19 protein-coding genes and 1 pseudogene are annotated in these 23027 nt (G+C 47.4%); 6 read left to right on the forward strand and 14 right to left on the reverse strand.

Features of this window, described 5'->3' with window-relative positions; genetic code table 11:
* Window positions 1-78 precede the first annotated feature (78 nt).
* From QMA41_RS09555 to QMA41_RS09585, 7 genes are all read right to left on the reverse strand, one after another.
* Window positions 79-1389, reverse strand: coding sequence for a SidA/IucD/PvdA family monooxygenase (locus QMA41_RS09555; RefSeq protein WP_281629489.1), 1311 nt, complete (start codon window positions 1387-1389; stop codon window positions 79-81).
* A gap of 52 nt (window positions 1390-1441) precedes the next feature.
* Window positions 1442-3226, reverse strand: coding sequence for an IucA/IucC family protein (locus tag QMA41_RS09560; protein ID WP_281629490.1), 1785 nt, complete (start codon window positions 3224-3226; stop codon window positions 1442-1444).
* Complete coding sequence (locus QMA41_RS09565) at window positions 3226-4146, reverse strand: GNAT family N-acetyltransferase (protein ID WP_281629491.1); 921 nt, start codon at window positions 4144-4146, stop codon at window positions 3226-3228. Before QMA41_RS09565 ends, QMA41_RS09560 begins: the two co-directional genes overlap by 1 nt.
* On the reverse strand, window positions 4139-5923 hold the full coding sequence (locus QMA41_RS09570) for an IucA/IucC family protein (RefSeq protein WP_281629492.1): 1785 nt from the start codon (window positions 5921-5923) through the stop codon (window positions 4139-4141). The genes QMA41_RS09565 and QMA41_RS09570 overlap by 8 nt, the downstream gene beginning before the upstream one ends.
* Before the next feature lie 216 nt (window positions 5924-6139).
* Window positions 6140-8098, reverse strand: coding sequence for a Fe(3+)-hydroxamate ABC transporter permease FhuB (fhuB, locus tag QMA41_RS09575; RefSeq protein ID WP_281629735.1), 1959 nt, complete (start codon window positions 8096-8098; stop codon window positions 6140-6142).
* Window positions 8099-8136: 38 nt separating this feature from the next.
* Window positions 8137-9033 (reverse strand): iron-siderophore ABC transporter substrate-binding protein, encoded by an 897-nt coding sequence (locus QMA41_RS09580; protein WP_281629493.1) that lies wholly within the window; start codon window positions 9031-9033, stop codon window positions 8137-8139.
* Between the two features lie 25 nt (window positions 9034-9058).
* Complete coding sequence (locus tag QMA41_RS09585; protein ID WP_277685120.1) at window positions 9059-9826, reverse strand: ATP-binding cassette domain-containing protein; 768 nt, start codon at window positions 9824-9826, stop codon at window positions 9059-9061.
* 152 nt (window positions 9827-9978) lie between these two features.
* On the opposite strand from QMA41_RS09585, the gene QMA41_RS09590 reads away from it, so the two are divergent.
* Window positions 9979-11184 (forward strand): MFS transporter, encoded by a 1206-nt coding sequence (locus tag QMA41_RS09590; protein WP_281629494.1) that lies wholly within the window; start codon window positions 9979-9981, stop codon window positions 11182-11184.
* Here QMA41_RS09590 and QMA41_RS09595 read toward each other — a convergent pair.
* Window positions 11181-11912: a siderophore ferric iron reductase gene (locus tag QMA41_RS09595; protein ID WP_281629495.1), complete on the reverse strand. Its 732-nt coding sequence runs from the start codon at window positions 11910-11912 to the stop codon at window positions 11181-11183. The two genes, QMA41_RS09590 and QMA41_RS09595, sit on opposite strands and share 4 nt — an antisense overlap.
* A gap of 323 nt (window positions 11913-12235) precedes the next feature.
* On the opposite strand from QMA41_RS09595, the gene QMA41_RS09600 reads away from it, so the two are divergent.
* The gene (locus QMA41_RS09600) at window positions 12236-12793 is read left to right on the forward strand and encodes a type II secretion system protein (protein ID WP_038160295.1); all 558 of its coding nucleotides are present in this window, start codon (window positions 12236-12238) and stop codon (window positions 12791-12793) included.
* A 109-nt stretch (window positions 12794-12902) separates the two neighbouring features.
* Here QMA41_RS09600 and QMA41_RS09605 read toward each other — a convergent pair whose 3' ends face one another.
* From QMA41_RS09605 to QMA41_RS09620, 4 genes are all read right to left on the reverse strand, one after another.
* Window positions 12903-13499 (reverse strand): fructose PTS transporter subunit IIA, encoded by a 597-nt coding sequence (locus tag QMA41_RS09605; RefSeq protein ID WP_038160297.1) that lies wholly within the window; start codon window positions 13497-13499, stop codon window positions 12903-12905.
* A gap of 10 nt (window positions 13500-13509) precedes the next feature.
* The gene (locus QMA41_RS09610) at window positions 13510-15201 is read right to left on the reverse strand and encodes an alpha-amylase family glycosyl hydrolase (protein ID WP_281629496.1); all 1692 of its coding nucleotides are present in this window, start codon (window positions 15199-15201) and stop codon (window positions 13510-13512) included.
* Window positions 15202-15216: 15 nt separating this feature from the next.
* Complete coding sequence (locus tag QMA41_RS09615; RefSeq protein WP_281629497.1) at window positions 15217-17838, reverse strand: glycoside hydrolase family 38 C-terminal domain-containing protein; 2622 nt, start codon at window positions 17836-17838, stop codon at window positions 15217-15219.
* 80 nt (window positions 17839-17918) lie between these two features.
* Window positions 17919-19322 carry a fructose-specific PTS transporter subunit EIIC gene (locus QMA41_RS09620; RefSeq protein WP_019276325.1) on the reverse strand — a complete coding sequence of 468 codons (1404 nt, stop codon included), beginning with the start codon at window positions 19320-19322 and terminating at the stop codon, window positions 17919-17921.
* Window positions 19323-19493: 171 nt separating this feature from the next.
* Between QMA41_RS09620 and QMA41_RS09625 the strand changes: the two genes are divergently transcribed.
* Window positions 19494-20141: a MurR/RpiR family transcriptional regulator gene (locus tag QMA41_RS09625; protein WP_171747798.1), complete on the forward strand. Its 648-nt coding sequence runs from the start codon at window positions 19494-19496 to the stop codon at window positions 20139-20141.
* On the opposite strand, the gene QMA41_RS09630 is transcribed toward QMA41_RS09625, so the two are convergent.
* Window positions 20138-20698, reverse strand: coding sequence for an SOS response-associated peptidase family protein (locus tag QMA41_RS09630; RefSeq protein WP_281629498.1), 561 nt, complete (start codon window positions 20696-20698; stop codon window positions 20138-20140). The two genes, QMA41_RS09625 and QMA41_RS09630, sit on opposite strands and share 4 nt — an antisense overlap.
* Before the next feature lie 236 nt (window positions 20699-20934).
* Here QMA41_RS09630 and QMA41_RS09635 point away from each other — a divergent pair, with 236 nt between their 5' ends.
* The 3 genes from QMA41_RS09635 (at window position 20935) to QMA41_RS09645 (ending at window position 22405) form a co-directional block, all read left to right on the forward strand.
* Window positions 20935-21594 carry a nitroreductase family protein gene (locus tag QMA41_RS09635; protein WP_006961689.1) on the forward strand — a complete coding sequence of 220 codons (660 nt, stop codon included), beginning with the start codon at window positions 20935-20937 and terminating at the stop codon, window positions 21592-21594.
* Window positions 21595-21625: 31 nt separating this feature from the next.
* Window positions 21626-21916 carry a putative quinol monooxygenase gene (locus tag QMA41_RS09640; protein WP_099608025.1) on the forward strand — a complete coding sequence of 97 codons (291 nt, stop codon included), beginning with the start codon at window positions 21626-21628 and terminating at the stop codon, window positions 21914-21916.
* Between the two features lie 288 nt (window positions 21917-22204).
* Window positions 22205-22405 (forward strand): hypothetical protein, encoded by a 201-nt coding sequence (locus QMA41_RS09645; protein WP_281629499.1) that lies wholly within the window; start codon window positions 22205-22207, stop codon window positions 22403-22405.
* Between the two features lie 90 nt (window positions 22406-22495).
* On the opposite strand, the pseudogene QMA41_RS09650 reads toward QMA41_RS09645, so the two are convergent.
* Window positions 22496-22765: pseudogene (locus tag QMA41_RS09650) on the reverse strand (IS3 family transposase); the annotation flags it as partial.
* Window positions 22766-23027 lie beyond the last annotated feature (262 nt).

Here is a 23027-nt window from a genome sequence, read left to right on the forward strand (position 1 = left end):
TTATATAAAACTATTATTGGTATAATTATTTATATAAATCAGATATATAGAAATTGGCAATGCTGTTATTTTCACTTCTCAAACCGAGAGCGATTCATGGACTTTCGAAGGTGTCGTCCATTCAATCATGCCCTTTCCAGCATCAAGGTCGTAGAGGGGCTCTTGAGCTAAGCAGTTGATTATTCTTGCGCTTCTCCACGCCATTAGGCTCAGCTGTGGCTCCGCAATGCCGTGACTATGCATACCCGCATTGACGGCGAAAATCTTGTTGCTCGCAGAACCGCTCCACTTGAGTTCAAAATCAGGACTCATCTTGTAGCGCTGCTGCTCGTCAAGTTCCAACAATGGCAGGATGGCATCGAGACAGGCAGGATAAGGTGACTGAAAACCGGTCGCCAGAATCACAATATCAGCATCATGTACTTCGGATTGCGAGCTGAGAGCATTGGATGTTTCCAGTTCAAAGCTTGCTTGCAGTTCGGACATTTTGTTAAGCGTGCGGTGAGGTAATAGGCGCACCCATTTGTCTTCTTTCAGAACATCAAACCTGTGGTAGAGCTCCTGATAAATCTCCAACAAAGCTTTTTGTGTCACGCCGTCAGACGTAAGCTTTTGCGCCTGTACTTCTGCTTGCTTAACTTCCGGCGCTAAACCGACAAAAGCATCAACGTAATCTGGGGTAAAAAACTCATTGGTAAACGCCGCTTCATCCAGAGGTTGGAAATTTGATCGTCGTGAGATCCAGTCAAGCGAGGCGACCTTACCCCACTTACCTCTTAGTACATTAAGGAAAATGTCTGCCCCACTCTGACCACCTCCTACAATAGCAACGCGCTTACCAGTAAAATCACGTTGGCGCAGGCCAATTTCAGCCGCATGAAACACACGCTCACCAATATAGGCTGTCGCGCAATCAGGAATAAACGGTACCTTACCCGTCCCAATGCATAGGTTCTTCGCAGCCACTTTTCCCTGACTGGTGTGCAGCTCGAAATGGTCACCCGTGAACTCAACATGCTCGATACGAGAAGAGAACTGAACGTTATCTAACTGATGAGCCACCCATGCGAGATAATCAGAAAATTCGTGACGACTAATGCAGCTCAACTCCGCAGATAGAAAACGGTAGAACTTCTTGTTTTTGACTAAATAGGACAGAAACGAGTAAGGGTTTTCTGGGCATACCGCGCTGACTAGATCCTTGAGGAACATGGTCTGCATATTAGTGTTATCAAGCAACAGCCCAGGGTGCCACGAAAAATGCTCCCTACTTTCAAAGAATCGGGCATTGATATGGTTTTTCTGAACCAATAGTGCGGCAACACTGAGATTAAATGGGCCAGCTCCAATGCCAGCCAAATCAAGTATGGTGTCGTTAGTGCGTTCCATAATGAACGTTCCTTAGTTGTTATTAAATCAAGGCTTAAATAAGCGTTAAACCTTATTGCAGCTCTGTGGCTGCTTGTTTATTTGCTGACAGATAAAGCGGATTATCGAGCTGGTCGTCCATATCCGGCAGCATCCTTGATGAGCTCGAATCCGTGTTGTGTCTGAACTTGGCGAGGTTAAGGCCAATTCGAAGTATTCTGGGCTTAAATAGATCAAAGGATCGGAAGCGCTCTTCCAGCTCAGGAAGCGATTCTGAATAACTGCGAATGCGGTTTCCAAGTATCTGGTAGAAGGTTTCCTCGCTGACACCGATTTGCTCCACCAGCGGAGAGATAAAGCGCAAGACAGTAACGAAATGTCCGGTTTGAAGATCATGAATGATCAGCTCTTCGGGTAATCGCACCGTGACTTCTTTTACTGAGTCAGACAGTGAATCCTGTTCAGGGTAATGCTTGTCGACCAAACGCATATCACCTTGAAAGTCTTTAAGAAGGATTCGCTTGGGTAGGGAGTCTTCCATTACCAAAGTAACGTTCTGACCATGTGCAATCAGAGAGACGCCATACTTGCACAGCAGGTGGTAGTAAGGGATCACGACCGCATCGAACAGCTGGCCAAGCCATGACTCGATAGACACACCCGATGCGAGAATGTACTCGCTAATCAATGACGTCCCATGGCAGTCAGTCTCCATCAAGGCAGCCATTAGTATCGCGCTTTCACCATCTTTGAGCTTAGAGATTGCCGACTCTCGCCAGATCACACCAAGCAACTCATGATAACGATAAGGCGCGTGTTGCAACTGTGCGTAATAATGTTGAGCGGCAAATGCTGCTGCGGGCTCTTGCAGTACTTCGGCTTGCTTTTCCAACAATGTTGGGTCGCTTTGGAAAACAGAATGGATCCAGTCAGAAGCGGTAGGGCCCGCTAGAATATAACGCCCCGGAATACCGCGATAGCAGGAAGTATTCATCACTGTTAGCGGCAGTTTAATATCAAAATTCTGTGGACGGGTGACATTGCTCAACGTACGTAAGGACAGCTGAGGAAGAAACTGATCACCAAACTCACCCAAATAAATCAACTGCTTGCAGGCCTGTTCACGAGTAAATAGCAAAGCAAGTTTGTTGTACCATTGCCAAGGGTGGACAGGCACAAAATGGTAATCAGCAACATCTTGATCCAATCCGGAAATCACCGTTTGCATTTGGTCAATGTCAGCCTTGTTGACTGCGCTTTCCACCAGTTGGCCCCAATTGACTTCTTGATTGGTCGATACTTGAAGAATATCGTTGTGTACAGCGACCCAGCCTAGCTGAAAGGCTTGATGGGATTCAGGTGCATAGCGCAGCAAGTCCTCACTCCCCCAACCTCTTCTACCTTTGTTAAAAGCAAATTTTGGGTGACCATCGAAATAAGATTGTTGCTCTTCACACGACATTAGACTCAAATCTTTAGCCGTTATCGATGCCTTGCGCGCCATTAACTGACAATCACTCCACAAGGTTGCATTGAGGTCTTCAAGGTGCTCTGCCATGGCTTCATCTGGCATCTCAAGCAAAGCCTGAATGTCGCGCATAAACAGTGCTGCACTAAGCGGTTCTTGTTCACCATTTCGTGATGTGCGAGCCAGTGATTGCGGCTCAATCACGATTTGGCCCCAGATGTTTTCCTTTCCGTCAAACTGGTAGGTGGTACCATTATCAAGCTCAAGCCTAAAACCTTGTTCTAAACGTCGGATCGAAAACGCCTGCTCGTAACCAAATTCACTGATGAGCTTGGCGACCATTTTGAGGTTCGCAATGTGCCAATACTTGTGAAGTGCGGATTGTGTCATCACCATTGCTCCTCAAAGAATCGATCACGATTGAGCATTAACAACGCAGAACGTTTGTGAGGAAAATTGAATTCCATACATTTGTCATAGCCAAGCGGCAAAATGCGCTTGAATAGCCTCTGATTGTCGTGGCGAGGTTCAAGAACAATACGCTGAGTTCTGGCGTCATCAATAAAGAGATAGTGACTGATTGCTCTCATCCAGCAATCAAAATACTTAGGCCCACGAAAACTTTCTTCACCGACCAACAAGTGGATACCGCGGTCAAAATTTTCGACCGGATAATACGGGCTCAATCGATCTTCAGCGACCCAGTAAGCTTCAATGTAACCAAAAGGCTGACCGTTAAACTCCCCTATCAAAGGCACAATATGCGGATCAGCGAGTCGCTGCTGAACAAACTCAGCCAGTTTCTCTCGACTCCATGCTTGCTCCCAAAATTCGGCCACACGCGGATCGTTCATCCAAATCGTAAAGTTATCGAGGTCTTTCTCCAACGTAAAAACACGAAAACTCACGGTTAATTCAGACTTAGCGTCATAACGTTGGTAGACCAAACCTTCCGGCATCGGTGGCCTCTTTGGGTGATGGCGATATCGGCTATCCGTCTGGACCTGAAGCAATGGATAGCGATCGGAAGGCTTGTGCTTTAGCCAGTTAAATTGGCTCTGATAGAAGGCGGCGCGCTTTAACGTACGGTCAGTAAAGATAGGCAACTTCTGCTTAACTTTGTGCCAGACATTGATGTCCTGACATTCGATCTCAACAGCCAAAAGCTCAACATGCTGGCTAAACAAAGCATCCAGTTCATCCACCATCAAAGACAATAAATCAGCTTGGTTTAGGCCACTATCTTGTATAGCGATAGTGACTTTAGGCAGGTTATCAGGCTGATAGGTTACGGTGCGAAACTCATGCATGGCTGGTCTCCTTAACGCGAACTAACGGGTTAGGTAAATCGAAATAGATCACCGCAGGATCGGGAATAGAGTTTTCATTGAAATTCTGCAGGTAACAGAAGAAATTGCCCTTACAGCATAAGGACTGGCTTTCCAGTACATAGCGCAAACACTGATCATCTCGAACTCCAGTATCTAACAACCGACGGAGATGTTTATGTAAGATAGCCACGAGTTCCAACTCCTCAACTCCACATTGGGCGGCTAAGTTGCTGATGACGTTGTACGAGGAATTAATGATCAGATAGTAGGCGAAATAGCGTCTTACCTTGCCCTGATCCCAATAATTCTCAACATCTCGCTTGGCTTCTTTTAGCTGCTCACCAAAAAGTTCAAAAGCAAGATCGGTATAGCCTGTTCCTTGGCAGTCTCGATAGTACATTCCGATTGGAAAACCATTCTCCAACTGCATGACTATGTTCTGCTGATGGGCGAGGAACACCACACCAAAGTTAGCTTGCAGATGAAACAGAGGCACCACTGTGTGTCGGCAGTAAGCGTCAAACCAATCTGTTGCCGCATGTTTCACATCAATGTTTTGTGTGCGGGCATATTCACTAACACGGTTCACCAAGAGACTTGCCCCACCATACGGGTTTTGTTGGGTCAAGGTAGCCAACACGACGGCTTCCTGATCAGGCTGGGTTGCTAACGGGTTATCACGCAATGCGACAAGGCTTTCATCAATCACTTCACCATTTTGATCCACTAAGCCAAGGAATGCAGGCTCCTGTATTAATTGGAAACCCGCCCCATCGCCAAGTGTTTCCTGTAGTGACGAGTGCTGGAAAAGATCATTCAATCGCGTACCACGTACGACTTCTTTGAGTGACAAATTGCGAATGGAGTTAGTCAGTTTGACACTGAGAGAAAACTTCAACATGTATGGTAACGACGGGGAATACAGCGAACGTGTCGACGATGTTGGATACCACTGTGCGCCCAACTGGCCTAGTTGACGAATTTTGCCCTGCTGCAAATAATTCTGAATGCTTGGCAGTTCTTGCATCACTTGCCACTGCCAAGGGTGAGCAGGCAACAGCGTCTCGCCATCATTCAGTCGACCTTCAAGCCCATGGCACAAAGCCCCATCTTGTGAGACTAACGCCTGCAATCGCTGCGACAACGTAGAATCAGCAGAGCTATCGCCAATCAGCACATCTTCGCTAACCGCCAACCAAACTAAAGCAAAATGACCACCAAACTCAGGAGAGAACTGCTTCGCGTCTTCAAAACTAAATTGTTCACGACTCTTTGGTGCTGGGTGGAACGAGTGACCAACCAAAAGACTCTGCTCTGCTTGAGTAAAGTCCAGCCGCTGTTCAAACAATTTAGCTCCATACGGATGATGCTGCGCAGCCAGATAAGTATTGTGGTAGCTCTCAGTCACACGCTGGGTGAATATCGCTTTTTGCTCTTTGCTGAGCAGCCCAACTAAGGCAGGCTCATCAAGCACTAACGCAAGCAACTGAGAAAACCTAATAGGTTGAGAAACATCGGTTGCCTGGTCATTCAACATGGCTGGAAAGAGGTATTCGTGACCTCCAAGTGAAGAAAAGTGACTGAGCTTAATTGAAATACTTCGTTCACCGGACAAGGGAATGTTGTACAAGGTAACAGAGGAGTTATGCTCAAACTGAATAAGCTCACTTTCGCGCGCAAGGGCATTAAGAAAGCATGCAACGGGAACATCATTAACTGCTTCGAAAGGGGGGATCTGATCGTTTAAACGATTCATTAGATATCTCGATTTCCATATAACTGACATCGAGAACGATAAGAATTCTTATTTTCGTTAACAAATAAAATTAACTAAATAATTAAAATAGCCACCTCATTAATATAAAAATATCAAAAAATCTGTGCCGTATACTCATTACAAAGTTGGCACAGCTATAGTCCAGTAAGGCTTAGCGAGTGGTTTGAACAAACTAGACCACTCTCACCAACAGCATTACTTTCTCATCAGATATAGGAAGTAGGCTCCGCCTAAAATCGAGGCTAGTAAGCCTGCGGGGAATTGCCATGGGAACCACAGCGTTCGACCGATCCAGTCCGCCATCACCATCACCACTGCACCGATAAGCGCAGCGGTAATTAGTTGATTCTTGGCTTGATATTGATTGAGTGATCTCGCCATATGCGGCGCCAACAAGCCAATAAAACTTAGCGGGCCAATAACAATCGTACATAGCGTAGTAATAGCCGCGACTAAGATCAGCAGCAGTAAGCGAACCTTGCGACAATCAACACCAATGCTGCTGGCGGTAGTTTCACCAAGGCCAATCAGCTCAATCCAGCGTTGAGCCAGTAATGCCGCTCCGCCAAGTACAGTCACACCCACGAGCAACAGGCCAATATCGTAACTTGAAACCAAATAAGTAGAGCCGGAAAGCCAGGTAAGTAGCGCGCGGACATTGTCCTGCCCTGACGTCATTGCGATGCGCAAAAAAGCATCCAAGCCAGCACTAAGTGCAATACCAGTCAGCAAGGTCTGAGTTGGCGCAAAATTGTGTTTGCGACCGAACAACCACACCAGCCAAGTCACCAGCAATGCGCCACTTGTACCAAGCAGCATTTGCTCATGGCGCTCAACCGCAAAACCCAGCATTGCTCCGAGAACGAGTGCTAAGGCTGCGCCCGAGCTGATACCGAGAATCTCAGGGCTCGCCATTGGGTTGTTTGATACGCGCTGAATGATGGTTCCCGCAAACGCCAAACCAATACCTGCAAGTAAGGCAACAAATACGCGCGGCAGACGGAGCTCAAGCACCGCCATCGAATCGGCAACCGACCAGCCCGTCTGATTCTTACCGACAAATATCCCTACCACAACTGCGATAACAAGCATAACCACCAAGCCTGAGACCACTTTAATTAGACTCCGGTGACGATACTGCTCAACCACCTCATCGCGTGCCTTAAGGTCCGATTGCAAGGATTTGCGTTGCAGCAGCCAAAGCAAGAAGGGAGCACCTAGCAACGCCGTCATCGCCCCGGTTGGCAGTAGCTCGCCACCCACTCCGGAGAAAGGCTGAATACTCAGGTCGGCGAGTAGCAACATGGTTGCTCCGACTAAACCACTGATCAGAATCTGCCAGTGCAGCGCTCTCGCGCCTAACATTCTTGCCAGTGCTGGAGCGACGATACCGACAAAACCAATCAAACCGACTTCACTGACAACCGCCGCGGTCACAAAGATAGCCAGAGTCAGACACGCTACTTTGATTTGTTTGACGTTCACACCCAGTGACGAAGCAACCCCATCGCCAAACTGCAACGCTGATAATGGTCGTTGCAAGACAAGCAACAACAGGGTTGGAATAATCACCAAGGGCAGCAAAGTCGTGACACTCGACCAATCATTCTGATTCAAGGTCCCTGCGCCCCAGACAAATACACTGGTTAGCTGCTGCTCGTGTAACAGCAATAACATGGTATTGAGGGCACCAAAGAACAGGCTGACAACCATACCCGCCAACACCATATGAACGGGCGAAAAACCTCGTTTCGCACTTAGAGCAAACACCAGAAAAGTCGCCAGACATCCACCAATAAAGGCCGGAATAAAACCAGCAACACTCATTCCAGCAGGTAGGAGGAGTATTCCCAGTACCATGCCCAGTTCTGCGCCTGCCGCAACGCCTAACGTAGTGGGTGAGGCAATCGGGTTACGCAACACAAACTGCATCACACAACCTGCAATTGCCAGCGCAAAACCGCAAATGACGGCAATCGCCAAACGCGGCAGATAAGTCAGATGAGTGATCAGGTGTTGATAGTTTGCCGCATCATAGTGAAACACCGTATCCCACAACAGAGACCAGCCTTGTGAGTAAGGGGCAGTGATCTGCACTAGCCAGACAAGGGTCGCCAATAACAAAAACGCCACTAAAGGCGTTTTTAAGTTCATCGCAGCACGACGTTCAGTCTGCGTTTGTGTCACGTTCATTATTTATCGCTGGTCAGTTGTTCTGTGATGTGGTCACTGAACCTTTGTGCAGCAATCAGGCCGCCGAAAGTCCAGATAGCCGGTAGCTCATACACGGAATCGGTACGAGTGAATTCCATCGCCTGCCACAGCGGTGATTGAGTCAGTTGCTTGCGCTCTTTGTCTTTTAACGGACCAAAGATCATTAGGTTTGTTTTCTGATGCTCAGCTAACTTTTCAGTCCCCGCGGTAGTAAAGCCCCACATATTGGTTGCTTCGTGCCAGTCGTTCTTCAGGCCCATCTTTGTAATCGTCGACTGTGCAAGCGAGCCATCACTATGAATTCGTAGCGTTTTATCGTTAATAAAGCGAACGAACATTAAAGGTTTCAGATCCGCATTTGCCGCTTTTATCTTGTCACCATTGGTTTTAAGACGAGCCGTGGTTTGCTCAATCACCGTTTGTGCTTGCTGCTCATTGTTGAAAAGCTTGCCAAGAGAACGTGTGATGCTCTCCGCCGATGCAAGCGGTGTTTTTGCATCACTGTAGACGGTATAAACCAGAACTGGCGCAATCTGCTCTAGCTGCTTGTAGGCCGGTGCAATGTGTTCACTAATTAGGATCACATCAGGCTTAAGGTCGGCGATCAATTCAAGATTTGGCTCGCGGCGGGAGCCAACATCAATGACATTTTTATCCAGCTCAGGTTGTGCCACCCATGTATTGTACCCTGCCACATCGGCAATACCTTGCGGCATAACACCTAGGCTTAATACGGTTTCAGTTAATGCCCAGTCGAGCGCGACAACCTTCTTTGGTGCCTGTTCAAAAGAGGCAACCCCGAGCTCGTGTTTGATTTCGAATGCATTCGCGGCAAAGGCTAGAAAAGAGGTCAAAAGTATGATGATTCGTTTCACAAACGGATTCCTCAACGATCAAAAATTATGGGATGTAGCTGATAGGATGGCCGGTATCCGGATGCGGGAACAAGGCCAGCTCCATACCGTAGATCTTCATGAGAGTGTCAGGTGTCATCAATTCTTGTGGTGTGCCCTTGGCGATGACTTGACCCGAGTGCAAAGCCACCAGCTCATCACTGAACTTGGCCGCCATGTTCACGTCATGCAGCACCATGATAACCGTCAGTCCCAAGCTTTGATTCAGCTCTCGAATCAGCGCCAACAACTCATATTGATGCGCCACATCCAGCGCTGAGGTCGGTTCATCCAGCAAGATGCACTGACTTTGCTGGGCAAGTAACATTGCCACCCACGCGCGCTGCCTCTCACCACCAGACAAAGTAGCAACAAAACGATCGCTAAACTGGGTTAACCCGACCTTCTCAATCGCTTCGTCCACTAACGCGTAATCTTCTTGACTGTAGCGGCCAAAAGCACCTTTCCACGGATAACGTCCAAAGCACACCAATTCACGCACCGTTACGCCATCCGTCATTGGAGGGTGCTGAGGCAAATAAGCAACATTAAGGGCAAAATCTTGGCTGGTGTAGGAAGACACCGCCTTTTCACTGAAAAGCACTTGACCACTGGCGGGTTGATTCTGTCGGCTGAGTAATTTAATTAGCGTCGATTTGCCGCAACCATTGTGACCAAGCAAGGTCGTCACCGCGCCCTTTTTAAAGGTCAGACTTGTCGGATGTAAGATGGTTTTATCTTCGATTGCAAACGAAGCATCCAGTAATTGAAACATGAAAATGAAGAGTTGTTTTATTTGGCACCAGCGGTTAACTTTATCACACCGCAAGGTTAATGATAATTATTTTCATAATCATTAAATATCACGTTATTTCGATGCATTTTCATCACCAAGATCAATAAGAAACCGACAAACGGTGCTTTCTAATGTCAGTTGTAAAAAATACACGTATCCAACTCAGTGTGATTGGTTTAATCGCCGCCTTGATGGGAATTGGCCAAAATGGGCTTTTGGTGTCATTACCCTTCCTGGTTGAGCACTCCGCTTTTGCCTTACCAACGTGGTCAATCTTAATTGCCGTCGGGAGCTTTCTGTTTCTCCCCGCCGCCCCTTACTGGGGACGCCACAGCGATCAATTTGGTCCGAAACGAGTCGTCATTCAAGCACTGCTGGGAATGGCAGTGAGCTTCTTGCTATTGCTGGTGTTTGCAATACTCAGTGATCAAGGTCAGCAATGGATCGGGTGGTGCCTAGCGGGGCTCGTATTTGCGCGAATCATCTACGGTTGTACCGTCGCCGGCATGGTTCCCGCCAGCCAGCATTGGGCGATTCTCCTTTGTGGTGAGCAAAACCGGATTCAGGCCATTACCTCAGTGAGTATCGGCCTCAGTACAGGGCGTCTACTTGGGCCTTTGCTTTCTATTGTGCTACTGAAGTTCTCGCCTTTCGCCCCATTAATGGTGATGGTGCTGTTCCCTGTCTTAGCGTTAATGGGAGCTTACTGGCTCCCTTCCCCGCCATTGGACAAACCATGTGCAGGTGAAGAGAAACCTCGCCCTTCTTGGATACCTAACACTCCACTGATGCCATTTCTGTTGTCTGGTTTACTACTGTGTTCGGTCATCGCGTTGCTGCAATACAGTTTCTCTCCACTGATTTTTAGCGTCACAGAATGGCCGACTGACCAAATCAGTAATGCTATCGGCATTCTTCTGACAATCAGTGCCGCCATGACTCTGAGCACTCAGATACTGGTTATCAAAAAGAAGAAGCTGACGCCGACGGCAATGTATCAGTTAGGCGGGCTGGCAATGCTGATTGGGTTTGTTTTGTTCCTTATACCCAACATCTGGCTATTCGGCGTTGCAATGGCGATTGCAGCCAGTGGCGCTGCACTCTTGGTCCCTGCTTATACGGCGAAAGCCACGGAAACAGACAAAAGCTCACCAGGTGCGATTTCGGGGTATATTTCAATGTCACACACGCTCGGATATGGGCTCGCTTCGCTATTGGCTTATAGTGCCACCATCAATCCAATTTACCCGATCTACATTTGTATCGGCTTTTCCGCAATCATTCTCACCATCGCGCTTAAACAACGTAGCGCCGGAGCGTTGGAAACACAGGGCTAGGCTTTATTATCCGGATGTCGCGGACAATCCTCGCAGAGTTTACGTCCGTGACATTTGTATACCAGACAACAGCTGGTGCGCACCAGTTTCAGCTCTCCACTTTGTTCATCCACGGTCAGTGTTTTAGCCAATTTAGCTGGCAGCCCACACGCATCCAACCAAAGTGAAGCCTGCTCAAGCAGATAGTCATTCGGAATATGCGGGGCAAACTTGCTCAGCTTGACCAGACAACCCAGCACGCCATCAGCGAACAAGTGGTTGGTAAAGCCCGGACGAATCCGCGTCCACTGGCTCATCTCTTCACGGAAAAAAGCAAACAAGGCCTGCAGTTGAACGCCTGCTTTTGCTACTAACTCCGCCTCTGTGCCATGAACATGCTCTGTCGATTCGAATTGAAAGCCTGCTACAAACTCCGACTGCACTTTTTGTCCAATGCGAGTGAGATCAGGCAAACCATGTAATGCATAAATGGAGATGAATGAAAGGTAGACGGGTTGCCAACAAATCAGATCCCACGTTCGAGTTAGCCAATAGGCAGAACCAGCTTCCGGGTGAGCCGCCTTAAGGCGCTCATACAAGTCTTGGATATTTTCACTGCACGGATGATCGACGTGGAGAATGTCTTGCTGAGGCGCATCTTCGGGGATCGGTGAAATCACACCAGCCAGATAAGGCGTTACTTGTTGAGAGTATTCGAAGAGGTGTTCGAAGAAAGCGTCTGAGCTCATAGTGGCGATATTTATAGAATCAAAATCAGCTTGTTAGGATAGTGATAACACGAGGTTAATGCAATTGATTATTATTAACCAAAATACCGAATGACAAAATTCAAAATCCAAACTAATTCAGTTTACGGACTCGCTTTCAAAGGCAGCGTTGCGACATTAACAAAGTTCAAGTAGCTTTTCTGCTCTCGATTCATTAATCTCAGTTATTTATAAAATACCTTTCAGTGATTTTAGTTATTTGTTGTCTCCATAATTGCCCCTATTGGATGGTTCTGGTACGTGGTTGTAGCCAACATGTGCATAGATAATAGGCGTATTGAAGTTTGAAAAGAAAAGCAGGTTTTACACTCATTGAACTAGTTACTGTCGTGGTAATTCTAGGCACTCTGGCCGTCGTGGCTGCACCTAAATTTCTCAGTATTCAAAAATCTGCTCGTGAAGCAACCATAGAAGGTATTGCAAACGCGATGGAAGGCGTTGTAAGTCAAGTGAGCGCCAAAGCTTATGTTAACGGATTGACACCTAGCACCTCTAACCCAGGTAATCAGCAGGACTATATCTTGGATTTCGGTATCGGAACTGTTGAAGTTGATTGGGGGGCTCTATGCCCAGAGAGTGAGGGCGAATCGGGAGATGCATTGACCATGCTCGATTTTATGACGCTGGGTACAACCGATGATCTCACAACAGCCATCGGCAATCGGCATACTGTGATAGGCTTTGAACACTCTTTTTCTGACACTGAGCTTAACAGTAGCAACATCACCACTCTGCCGCAGGGTTGTTATGTCATCTATGATTCCTTTGGAGGAAGATCTTCTGGCACCTGCCCAGCAGAGGGCTGTGTCTGTACCGTACGGGTTGAAAATACCAACTGTTAAATCAAAGTCGCCTTCCCATCTAAGCAAATCCGTTTTGCTTACTTTCAGCACAAAAAAGCCCGGTCATGCCGGGCAAAACAGAGAGAAAAAATCCCTAAGACTTATCGTCTTAAAGCAATAAGAACAAGAAAGCAGAAATCAGAACACCCGCCCCCAAGACAAGTGGATACGCATGACGACTGATATCCTTTGCCATTTCGGGTTGCTCTTGTTCTACTTCCGGTTCAGGGGCTGCTTCTGTTGACACTTCTTCTTCAGCGCCAAACAGCTGCATGACTTCTTTACTCGATTTCGCTGCCACCAACTGGTCACGGAAATCGTCATCCACCAAAGAGGAAGTGAGCGTAGTCAGCACTTCCATATGTGTTGAACCAGCTTCTGCTGGCGGAATGGCGAGCAAAAAGATCATGGTCACAGGCTCATCACCATCCAGACCTTTCCACATCATTTCATCTTTAACGAATGCACAGGCAAATACGGGTTCCGTGACAGCAGCAGATTTACCATGCGGCACAGCAAGATATTCACCCAGTGCTGTCGGTCCCTCGTCTTCACGCTTCAATACCGCTTCTAGAAACTGACTCTTATCCGTCAGTTTTCCTTCTTGCTCGATTTTGTCTGTAAGAGCATGAATAGCAGCAATTCGGTCATCAAACGCCGCATCAAGCATGATCAGATTTTCAGAGGTGAGGTTCGCAAGTTTCATAGTGTGGCTCCTATTGCTCTGTCAGCCAGACAAATTGATACGGATTAAGAGTAAACTGTTTATCAAAGCTCTGGTCGCTGACCAGATCCTTACCACCAGAGCTCAGAGTGACGGATTGTGTCTGCTGAGACAAGTTGACGACGAAGCGAATCGCCTTGTCACCTTCGCCACGCTGTAAGCCAAACAGGCCATCACCCAGCTCTAATACCTGCTGAGATGAACTTGGTGAGAAAGCAGATTGCTGCTGGCGTACGTTTAGCAAGCGTACCATTTCACTGTAGACGCTATTGCGCAGTGAGCCTTGCTCAGCCAACTCGGCTTCGAGCGATTCGACTGAGAACTTTTTGCGGTTGATACGACGATTGATGCCAGACTCTTCCATTCCGGCCACATCGTTCTCACTGCCAAGGAAGCTGTGGTAGTAGACCGCAGGCACACCAATGAAAGAGAGCAAGATTGACTGCGCTGCGAGAAACTTCGCCGCTTTCGTCTGTGTGTCATCTTCAGGCTCAGTAATGGCACTCAAATAGTTAATGTTGAGCTCGTACGGTGACTGAGTACCATCCCCATTGTTCTTGTAGTTGACTCGACCACCCTTACGCTCAACCTGCTGACACATCATGTGGCGATCGTCGTCGCTAAGAATACCTTCCGTCGGACGTACACCAATACCATCATGGCTGGCAAGGAAGTTAAAGTAAGTCGTTTTGCTTCCAGCTTGCAACGATGCCATGGCTTCGCTTGTTAGTCCCTTCGCCCACTCGGTCAACACACTGCTGTCCTGGCTTAGGAAAGCATGCAGCGTTAAAGGTGGCAGTGGGAACTGGTAAACCATATGAGCTTCATCGCCCTGACCAAAGTAAGAGATATTCTCTTTATGCGGCACATTGGTTTCTGTAATCAACAAAGAGCCCGGCATAACGTCATCAAGAACGATACGCCATAGCTTGATGATTTCATGAGCTTCCTCAAGGTGAATACAAGTTGTGTTAAGCACTTTCCAGATAAAGCCAATGGCATCAAGACGAATAGAACGGCCACCGTTCGCTGCGTACATCAGCAAAATATCGATGCTTTCCAACAGCACTTTCGGGCTTTTAAAGTTAATGTCGATCTGATCGTCTGAGAACGTTGTCCAGACATGTGTCGTCTCACCCGAGGCCTTGGTAAACGGCGTCAGGAGCGGTAGTGCGCGGGGACGCGTAACGCTCGAATAATCAAGGCTCGGGTCAGACTCTACAAAATAATCCTGATAAGCCGCATCGCCCGCGAGATAGCGCTGGAACCAGTCGCTACTCTTAGAGATGTGGTTAATCACGCAGTCGTACATCAGGTCAAAATGTTCCGCCAGCTCATTCAACTCTTTCCAGTCACCCAAGTTCGGGTCAACCTTGCGGTAATCCACTACGCTGAAGCCGTCATCCGAAGTGTATGGGAACATTGGTAGAATATGGATATTGCTGATCGCGCCACGCAAGTACTTATCGGCAAAGTACTTCATGGTATTCAGCGTCGGCTCTCCCTCGCGGCGAATACTGTCGCCGTATGTGATGAGGTACGCCGTCGACTCGTCGACCCAATCCTGATAAGACGGCGCATGACCACGCCACTTATCAACCAGTGCTAAAATGTCCTGTGTCAGTGATGGTGCCAGCTCTTCACCGTACAGCTTGGCAACTTTGTTATAAATCTTCTCTTTCATTGTGATTCCAACCTGTTAAATCTTGAAACTAACGCGCAGGTCAATGGCATTGTTTGGTTTGACTATCCAATTCTGCTCGACACTCTGCTCTCGGTGATTGACACGCTCAACATCAGCGAAATGAGCGAACGCGGTGACATCGAGTTGCTGTTCACTGTCCGTCGCATTAAATAGGCGCACAATGACCGCATTGTCTTGATAGAATGAATGGCCAACGCTGGATAAAACCAACGGCTGGTTCAGTTCAAACAGGCTGAATTTTTTCTCGGCTTCACGGCTATCAAATCGAACCTGAAAACGTTCGAGACGATTCTCAAAGCTATTGAGCGACTGTTTCTGGTAGCTGAATGGGCTATCAAGATATTCGCTTTCCAGCTCTCGGATTGTCTGATGCTCAGCGTTGTCCGCCAAAGCAATAGCAAAGCTGAACTGCATAGATTTCTGTAACTGAGCATCCGGCGTGTACACCACGGTGTTATTGATGCCAGAGGCGCGGCCAGGTCGCCATAACAGGTCATCTTTACCAAGCTTGCCCGTTGCCTTGAACAAAGTCAGAGCAATCAAATCACTGGTGTCACCTTTCAGGATCTGGAACTCTTTCAAACCACGACCGTTAACAATCAAAGCTCGATCCTCTGCCGCTACCGCAACCGCGCCATCGGTGGTTTCAATATCTACCGGACATTCGCGGAAGCTGTCACGCCAGCCATCAACATTTGGTGCCACCGGACGAGTCATCAACGCAAATGGCTGAGTGCTGATGGATGTGTCGGTCTGAACATCTGAATTAATCAAAACGCGTACACGGTGATCATCAACCTGATTAAGCGTATCGATCTCTACTTCCAGCGATTGTTTACCTTGAGTAAGCGTCAGGCGAACGATAAATTCCGCTTGAACAGATTTTTCACCGTTCTGGCGAGCTTCTAGGTTCTCCGGAAGCTCTAGACTTGCTCTCAGTATCATCGACTGCTGGCTTTCACCCACATGAGATTCAACCCAGCTTAGTTCGCTGGTGTACAGTGGCGTATCGCCTTCCAGCGGTGAGAAGTCATAAGAATCGCCGTCATCGGCCTGCTCTTCAAAGCGGATAAGCTGCTCAATGATGCGCTCTGAACGTTTATCTTTAAGCTTAAGCTGACCATTCTCTAACCAAAGCGCCAGTTGGCTATTTTCAATCTGAGTTACAGAAGATACCTGCACTTGGGTATCGCAATCTGTTTCCACTACCTGAAATACCTGATAACCCATTGCTGGCAGATCTGCCACATCAACATTGAGCTCAAATCGGTAGTAAGGAGGAACAGGCACTTCTTTTTCGCCATCTTTAGTCACTTCGATGACTTTACCTCCATCCAGTGTTTCACGAGTGACCACTTCACTGCGAAGGGTTTTCTCGCCATCACTTAGCGCGATGGATTCATGCTTGGAAAACGCAACAACACGAGTAATGCCGCTAAATGACGTCGTCTGGCCGTTGAAGATCATGACTTCCGAATCATCACAGGCATTGGTGGCAATTTCTTTGACAACTAAGTTGTACAAGCCATGACAGATTTCTTCCGCCTGCTTAAGACGATGCATGATATCAGCGTTGGTGGCATCGCTATTACAACCACCCATGCTGTCGTGCGCATGGCACTCAAGGATCTTCTTCCATGCCAAGTCCACAAGCTCTGTGTGCACCGTCATGCCCTGTGCTTTGGCAATCGCAATCACCACTTCCAGTTTCTTGATCAAGAACTGTTCGATCTCAAAGTTAAGCTTTTTGATGTCGTAGCGCACAGAACCAATGGTCTTGTGAATACGTGTGTAGCGCGGTGTTTTGAACTCACCATAGTAAGTCTCAAACCCTTCACTATTGCGGCGTAGGAAATCGACGAAGTTTTCCATCGAAGAAATAGAATACACATCGCCAGATGGAGAACGCTCAGACGCAGCCGCTAACGTGGCTGGCAAATTCGGGTCGATATTGACTTGGTCGCCACCCGATGGAATCAATACTTCATCAAGGCCTGACAACGACTTGATCTTCTCAATCATTGGGAAGATTTTCTTATCCAGATGCTCAGCATCCGGCACGATGTTCTTCGCTGCACCGTAACCATGAACTAGGTTGTAAGCGTATATCTCATCGCCACCGTGAGATTGCCACATGAAATGGGATTTGCTGACATGTTGGTCATAATCAATACCGCGCCAGAAGACGATGTTGTCGATACCCATACCGCGGAATAGCGTTGGCATTTGCGCGTTATGACCAAATGTGTCAGGCAGGTAGCCGACTTTCATGCTGTGGCCCAACTCTTCTGCGATGTGCATGCCGTATTTCAGGTTACGGATGATGGACTCACCCGCTACGTTGTAAGTATCGGTCTGGGTGTACCAAGGGCCAATGAATAGCTTTTTGTCTGCCACCAGCTGTGCAATACGCTCACGCATATGCGGCAGAACCTTCAGGTAATCTTCAACAATCGCAGACTGACCATCTAGGTGATAGCAGCTGTAATCCGCCTGACTTTCCAAAGTTTCAATCACTTTGGTGAAGTTGTAAGTCGCTAAAACGTCACTGTCTTGCTGAGTAAAATACCACTCACGATCCCAGTGAGTATGTGGAATGACATGTACTTTAGTCATGGGAGTTTCTCTAATCTAAATTCTGATTCTTGTTACCAGAGGCTCAATTTTGGAGAGCAGAGCCTCTGGTATGTGACGTGTTAGGCGTTAGCGCTTTGTGGCTTGGTACACAGCAGTAGTGCTACTGCGATAAACATAGAGCCAGCGAAGACGGAAATGGTGTAGCTGATTGGGTCTGAAGATAGGAACCAACCCCATACAGCTGGTAGTGGCAGGCTTTGCCATACATCCAGTACAACCGCGAGCTGTGTGCCGATGATAGAACCCAGAATCATGATTGGAATCATCTTCGGATTCTTCAGAATGAATGGGATTGCGCCTTCTGAAATACCGATCATACCTAGCATCAGTGAGGTTTTACCCACCGTCTGCTCTTCCGGAGTAAAGACACGTTTTCGGAACTTGCCATCCAGAATCGCTGCCAGACCAACACCAATCGGCGGAATAACGATACCCAGCTCGCGAGCAATTAAGTCAAAGCCTTCGCCCATGCCGTTCAGACCAAGTGCAACCGAGCCAGCAGCTTTGTTAATCGGGCCACCAAGGTCAAACGCAGTACCCGCAGCAATCACCATTGAATAGATACCGCGACCTGCATCGCCTGCCTGAGTGAACAGTTCAATCATCGCAATGTTCAAAGCGCCAAAGAATGGGTTGATCACGTATTCCATGGTCAGCACCATCACGACACCTGTGACGGCTGGAACCAATAGCATAGTCTTGAGCGTGGTCAGCTCTGACTTCACCTTGATTACATCATTGAGGTAACGAACCAGATAACCGACAAGGAAACCAATCGCAATCGCGCCAAAGAAGCCCGATGGCGCCCAGCCTTCAAGGTCAAAGAAGCGCTTGTAGACCTCATCACTCATGATACCGCCGATAAAGGCTGGAATCAGAGCCGGTTTACCCGCAATCGAATACGCCAGATACGCAGCAAAGATTGGGTACATAAACTTGATGGTCATAAAACCAAGCTTATCGAGCGTTTCAATTGGCGTGCCGGAGATATCGACAAATTCACCCGTGATCTTCGCGACTGCCATTAGCAGGCCACCAAGTACCACCACTGGCAACATGTAGCTGATGCCCGTCATGATGTGGCCGATTGCCACCTGATACGCGGAGCGTTTTTCTTCTGCTACTTCAATATCGGCGTCAGACTTCTCTTTACCACGCAGGAAGACGGTTGGCAGGAGTTCATCTACGCGCTTAATCAATTCTTGAGTGCGAACTTTCAGCGGGTTGGCATTATCAAAACGTTCCATGTCCATGATAGGTACATCGACAGCCAGAACAACGCCGTCTGCTGTCGCAATATCATGCGCTGTCAGCTTGTTCTTAACACCATCACTGCCCTGGGTTTCCACTTTGACTTCGTAGCCCTGCTTCTCAGCCCATGCCTGAATTTTTTTCGCTGCCATAAATGTGTGTGCAATGCCGGTAGGGCAAGCGGTCACTGCAACGAGTTTTTTCTTACTCATGGTTGTTCACCGTATTCTTATCAACTCCGCCAAGTATATTTAGCGTCCACGTACCAAGGTACAGTTTCCTGATACAACCCACGTATGACGATACTTTTGTGATAGCAATCAAGGAAAATATTTGCCAGTTAGCGCCTAATAATGACAATTTCATTACTAAAATTGTATGCGATGAATACATTTAAGGGCATTGAGCGTGTCATCTATGAGTACTTGATCAGCCACGCGAGTGAGCTGGCCGAGATCTCTGCGAAAACCATTGCGAACAAAGCACTCACGACGACGACCTCAGTCAATCGTGTGTGTAAAAAGATGGGCTACGCCAGTTACACTGAGCTCAGGTACAAGCTCGCCGCTGATCTGAAAAAGCAGACGCAATCTGTTATTGAAGAAGATGACCAAATTCAACGCATCGAAAAAATCGCTCACTCATTAAATCAATCACCTGTGGTGTACCTCTATTCCCGTGGTGCCTCGATTGTCAGTGTCTCTTACCTTTCACGATTTCTGTCCTTGGCGAATGTTCCCCACTTAGTGATCACGGATATCCACCAATTGGCTCGCGCCGAAAGTGGTACCGTTATGCTGATCAGCAAGTCAGGAGAAACGCAGTCTGTGGTGGATATGGCCCACAATGCAAAACGCAAAGGCTTGAAGGTATTTGCGATCAGCCATACAGGGTCAACGCTCGCGGGGATTGCCAGCACCAACTTAGATCTTGCTGAGCAAGTCGATGGTATCTCACCATATAGCCGCGAATCGCAAATCCACATTCTTGAATTGGTCGATGCTATTGGCCGCGAGTTATTGACGCACTAAGCCGCAGTAATTAAAAGTTCATCGCTCCAACCTAACTCAAGGTAACTTTGTGCCTGTTGCGGTGTTGCCCTTACCCACTGCTCAACACCAATATCAGGGACAAGAAATGGCATGCGATGATGGTATGGTAAGCATTGTGTGTTCGGGCTTGTAGTCAGGATGACCAAATTGCCATCATCCGCCAGAATTCCGGCCATATACAGAGGCATGCCATCTGAATTGGTAAACAAGAACTTGTTCTTTTTTCCTCCACTCTCACACCACTCATACCAACCGTTACAAGGCACAATGACACGCCTGCGGATAAATCCGTTGCGAAATGTGGGCTTACTGGCCACCGTTTCTGACTGAGCATTAATAATCAGTCGCTTAGCCCATTCAGGCCGAGTTCCCCACTTGATATCTTTCTGACAATACGCCTGTGCTTCAAACGCTACCACAGAGACATTTTCAGTCGGTTTCAAGTCAAGGTTCATCTGAGGAAAGAAGTCGATCCCTACCAGTTGGGAGACCACTCTTGCCAATGGATCATCCGTTACATTCAAGCGTCCGCACATCTTGCTCCACCTCTTGTCGAGCACTCTGTCTAATTATGGACAATTATTTCCATAATGATTGGAAGTTTTCGCTATTTTTCCCCTTCTTCAATATCGTTAATCTACACCCATCGACATTGTTCATATCGAAGTCTTCGAGTTTTTGAGCTTGTTCGTTTACTTGAAATAAGGGTTCAACATCGTCCGAGCGGTTCGTGAGACCTAATGCAATTATCTAAATTCAACTAGGAGCCAACATGACTCACCCAATCATCAAAGATCTAAACACTCGTTACACAGCAAAAAAATACGACGCAAGTAAGCGTATCTCAGCTGAAGATATGGAAGTCATTAAAGAAGCGATTCGTTTATCTGCTTCTTCTATCAACTCACAACCTTGGAAGTTCATCGTTCTTGAAAGTGACGAAGCAAAACAACGTTTCCACAACACGTTTGCCAACATGCACCAGTTCAACCAACCGCATGCTAAAGAAGCGTCTCATACGATTTTGTTTGCTCACAACCCTCGCTTTACCAAAGACAACTACAAAAAAGTGGTCGATGCAGAAGTGACCTCAGGCCACCTGCCAGCAGAGCGATACAATGACATGTTAAACGGTGCGTTCGGCTTTGCGGAACTCAATACAGATGAGACAGGTTTCAACGGTAACTGGACAAAAGCTCAAACCTATATCGCACTAGGTAACACGCTACACACGTTGGCGCGCATGGGCATCGCTTCAACACCTATGGAAGGGGTAGACCCAGAGCTGATCGGTGAAGAGTTCAAAGAAGAACTGGAAGGCTTTGTGTGTGATTTTGCGTTAGCACTGGGTTATCACAAAGACGGTGAGGATTATAACCACGGCCTTCCAAAAGCACGTCTACCTCTAGAAGACGTCATCACGACACTGTAAAGCATCAGAAAATTGACGAAAAGGTAAACAAATGAGCAAGTTAACGATTATCGCGAATATCATTGCCAAAGAAGGCCAGGTTGAGTTGGTTAAAACTGAACTAATCAAGTTGATCGACAAAACACGCGCTGAAGATGGCTGCATTAACTACGATTTGCATCAAGACAACGACAACCCAGCGCATTTCGTTTTCCATGAAAACTGGACGTCAGAAGCCGCGCTGGATAAGCATCTCGCCAGCACGCATATCGCTGACTACGTCGCAGCTGTTGACGGCGCGGTGGAGACATTCACAATCAACCGCATGACGCATATTGCCTAAGCGCACAGTTATCGGGATAAAAAAAGCCGCATTAAGCGGCTTTATTTTGTATGTGAAGAGATCTCTACTAAAGAAAGTTAGGCTGACAGAGATGTACTTATCGTTCTAAGACGTTTTTGGACAAAAATGCTTTAGGGGTCAGTCGCGAATTACATGTTCCACGAAAAAACTTGCATAAATGAATCAGGCACGGCGGATCGCGGTTGCAAGCTAATGTCCAAAACCTGTCACCTGCGGCGTCTTGAGAAGTGGTGCTGAGCGATCTAAATGGGACAGGCACTTTAAAAAGTGCAGCAAGGTCAGACTGAAGAGCAACTATTGGATACGATTGGGCAGCCTGCTGATTGTTTGCAAGATGACGGCCAAACGAAAGTATTGCAATACGAGCCAGCTCGAAGTGGCCGTATTTCCTCGGTGTCTTTGCATCCCCAGCGCTTTAAGGTGACGCTTAAAAATGGAAAGGTGGTTGACTGGGACAGGAAGCAATAACTCACTAAGGGCGAGTCGTCTTCTCTGTCTTGTATGAGAGGAATAAAGTTTCATACTCGTTAACTTGGCCATCCGATAAACACGTTTCTGGACATTTTGCTGTTCAAAGTGAACTGGGCTTAGATACCCAAGAGCACCGTGCCTTCTCGTCCGATTATAATCAACCTCTATGTACTCGAAGGTCGTTTGACGCATCTGGTCTCTAGTCATAATCGGCTCGTGTTGGAGCGCTTCGGCTTTCATAGAACGGAGGAAGCTCTCAACACAAGCATTTTCCCACCAAATTCCTTTCCTACTCTTACTTTGTTCTAGATTATAAGTCGTTATGAGGGCTCGATAATCTTTTGAGCAGTGCTATGACTTACAGGACTGATTTGGGAAAACCGTGGGTCATGGCAAGAAGGTCCAAAGTATGTTGTTGGCAATATGGAATAGGTATTGCTAACAAAGACCTGATAAGCCGTCAAAAATTTCGTTTAATGAAAAGCCGATACAAAGTTTTTCGCAAAACGTCATTCACTATTGCCAGCAATTCCTCAACGCATGATTTAGTCGTTGACCCTTCCTATTTCGGTTAAAAACCCAATTATCAGCGCATTATTTAACACAAAATTAGACAACA

The organism is Vibrio sp. St2, assembly GCF_947311885.1.
Taxonomy (GTDB): Bacteria; Pseudomonadota; Gammaproteobacteria; order Enterobacterales; family Vibrionaceae; genus Vibrio; species Vibrio coralliilyticus.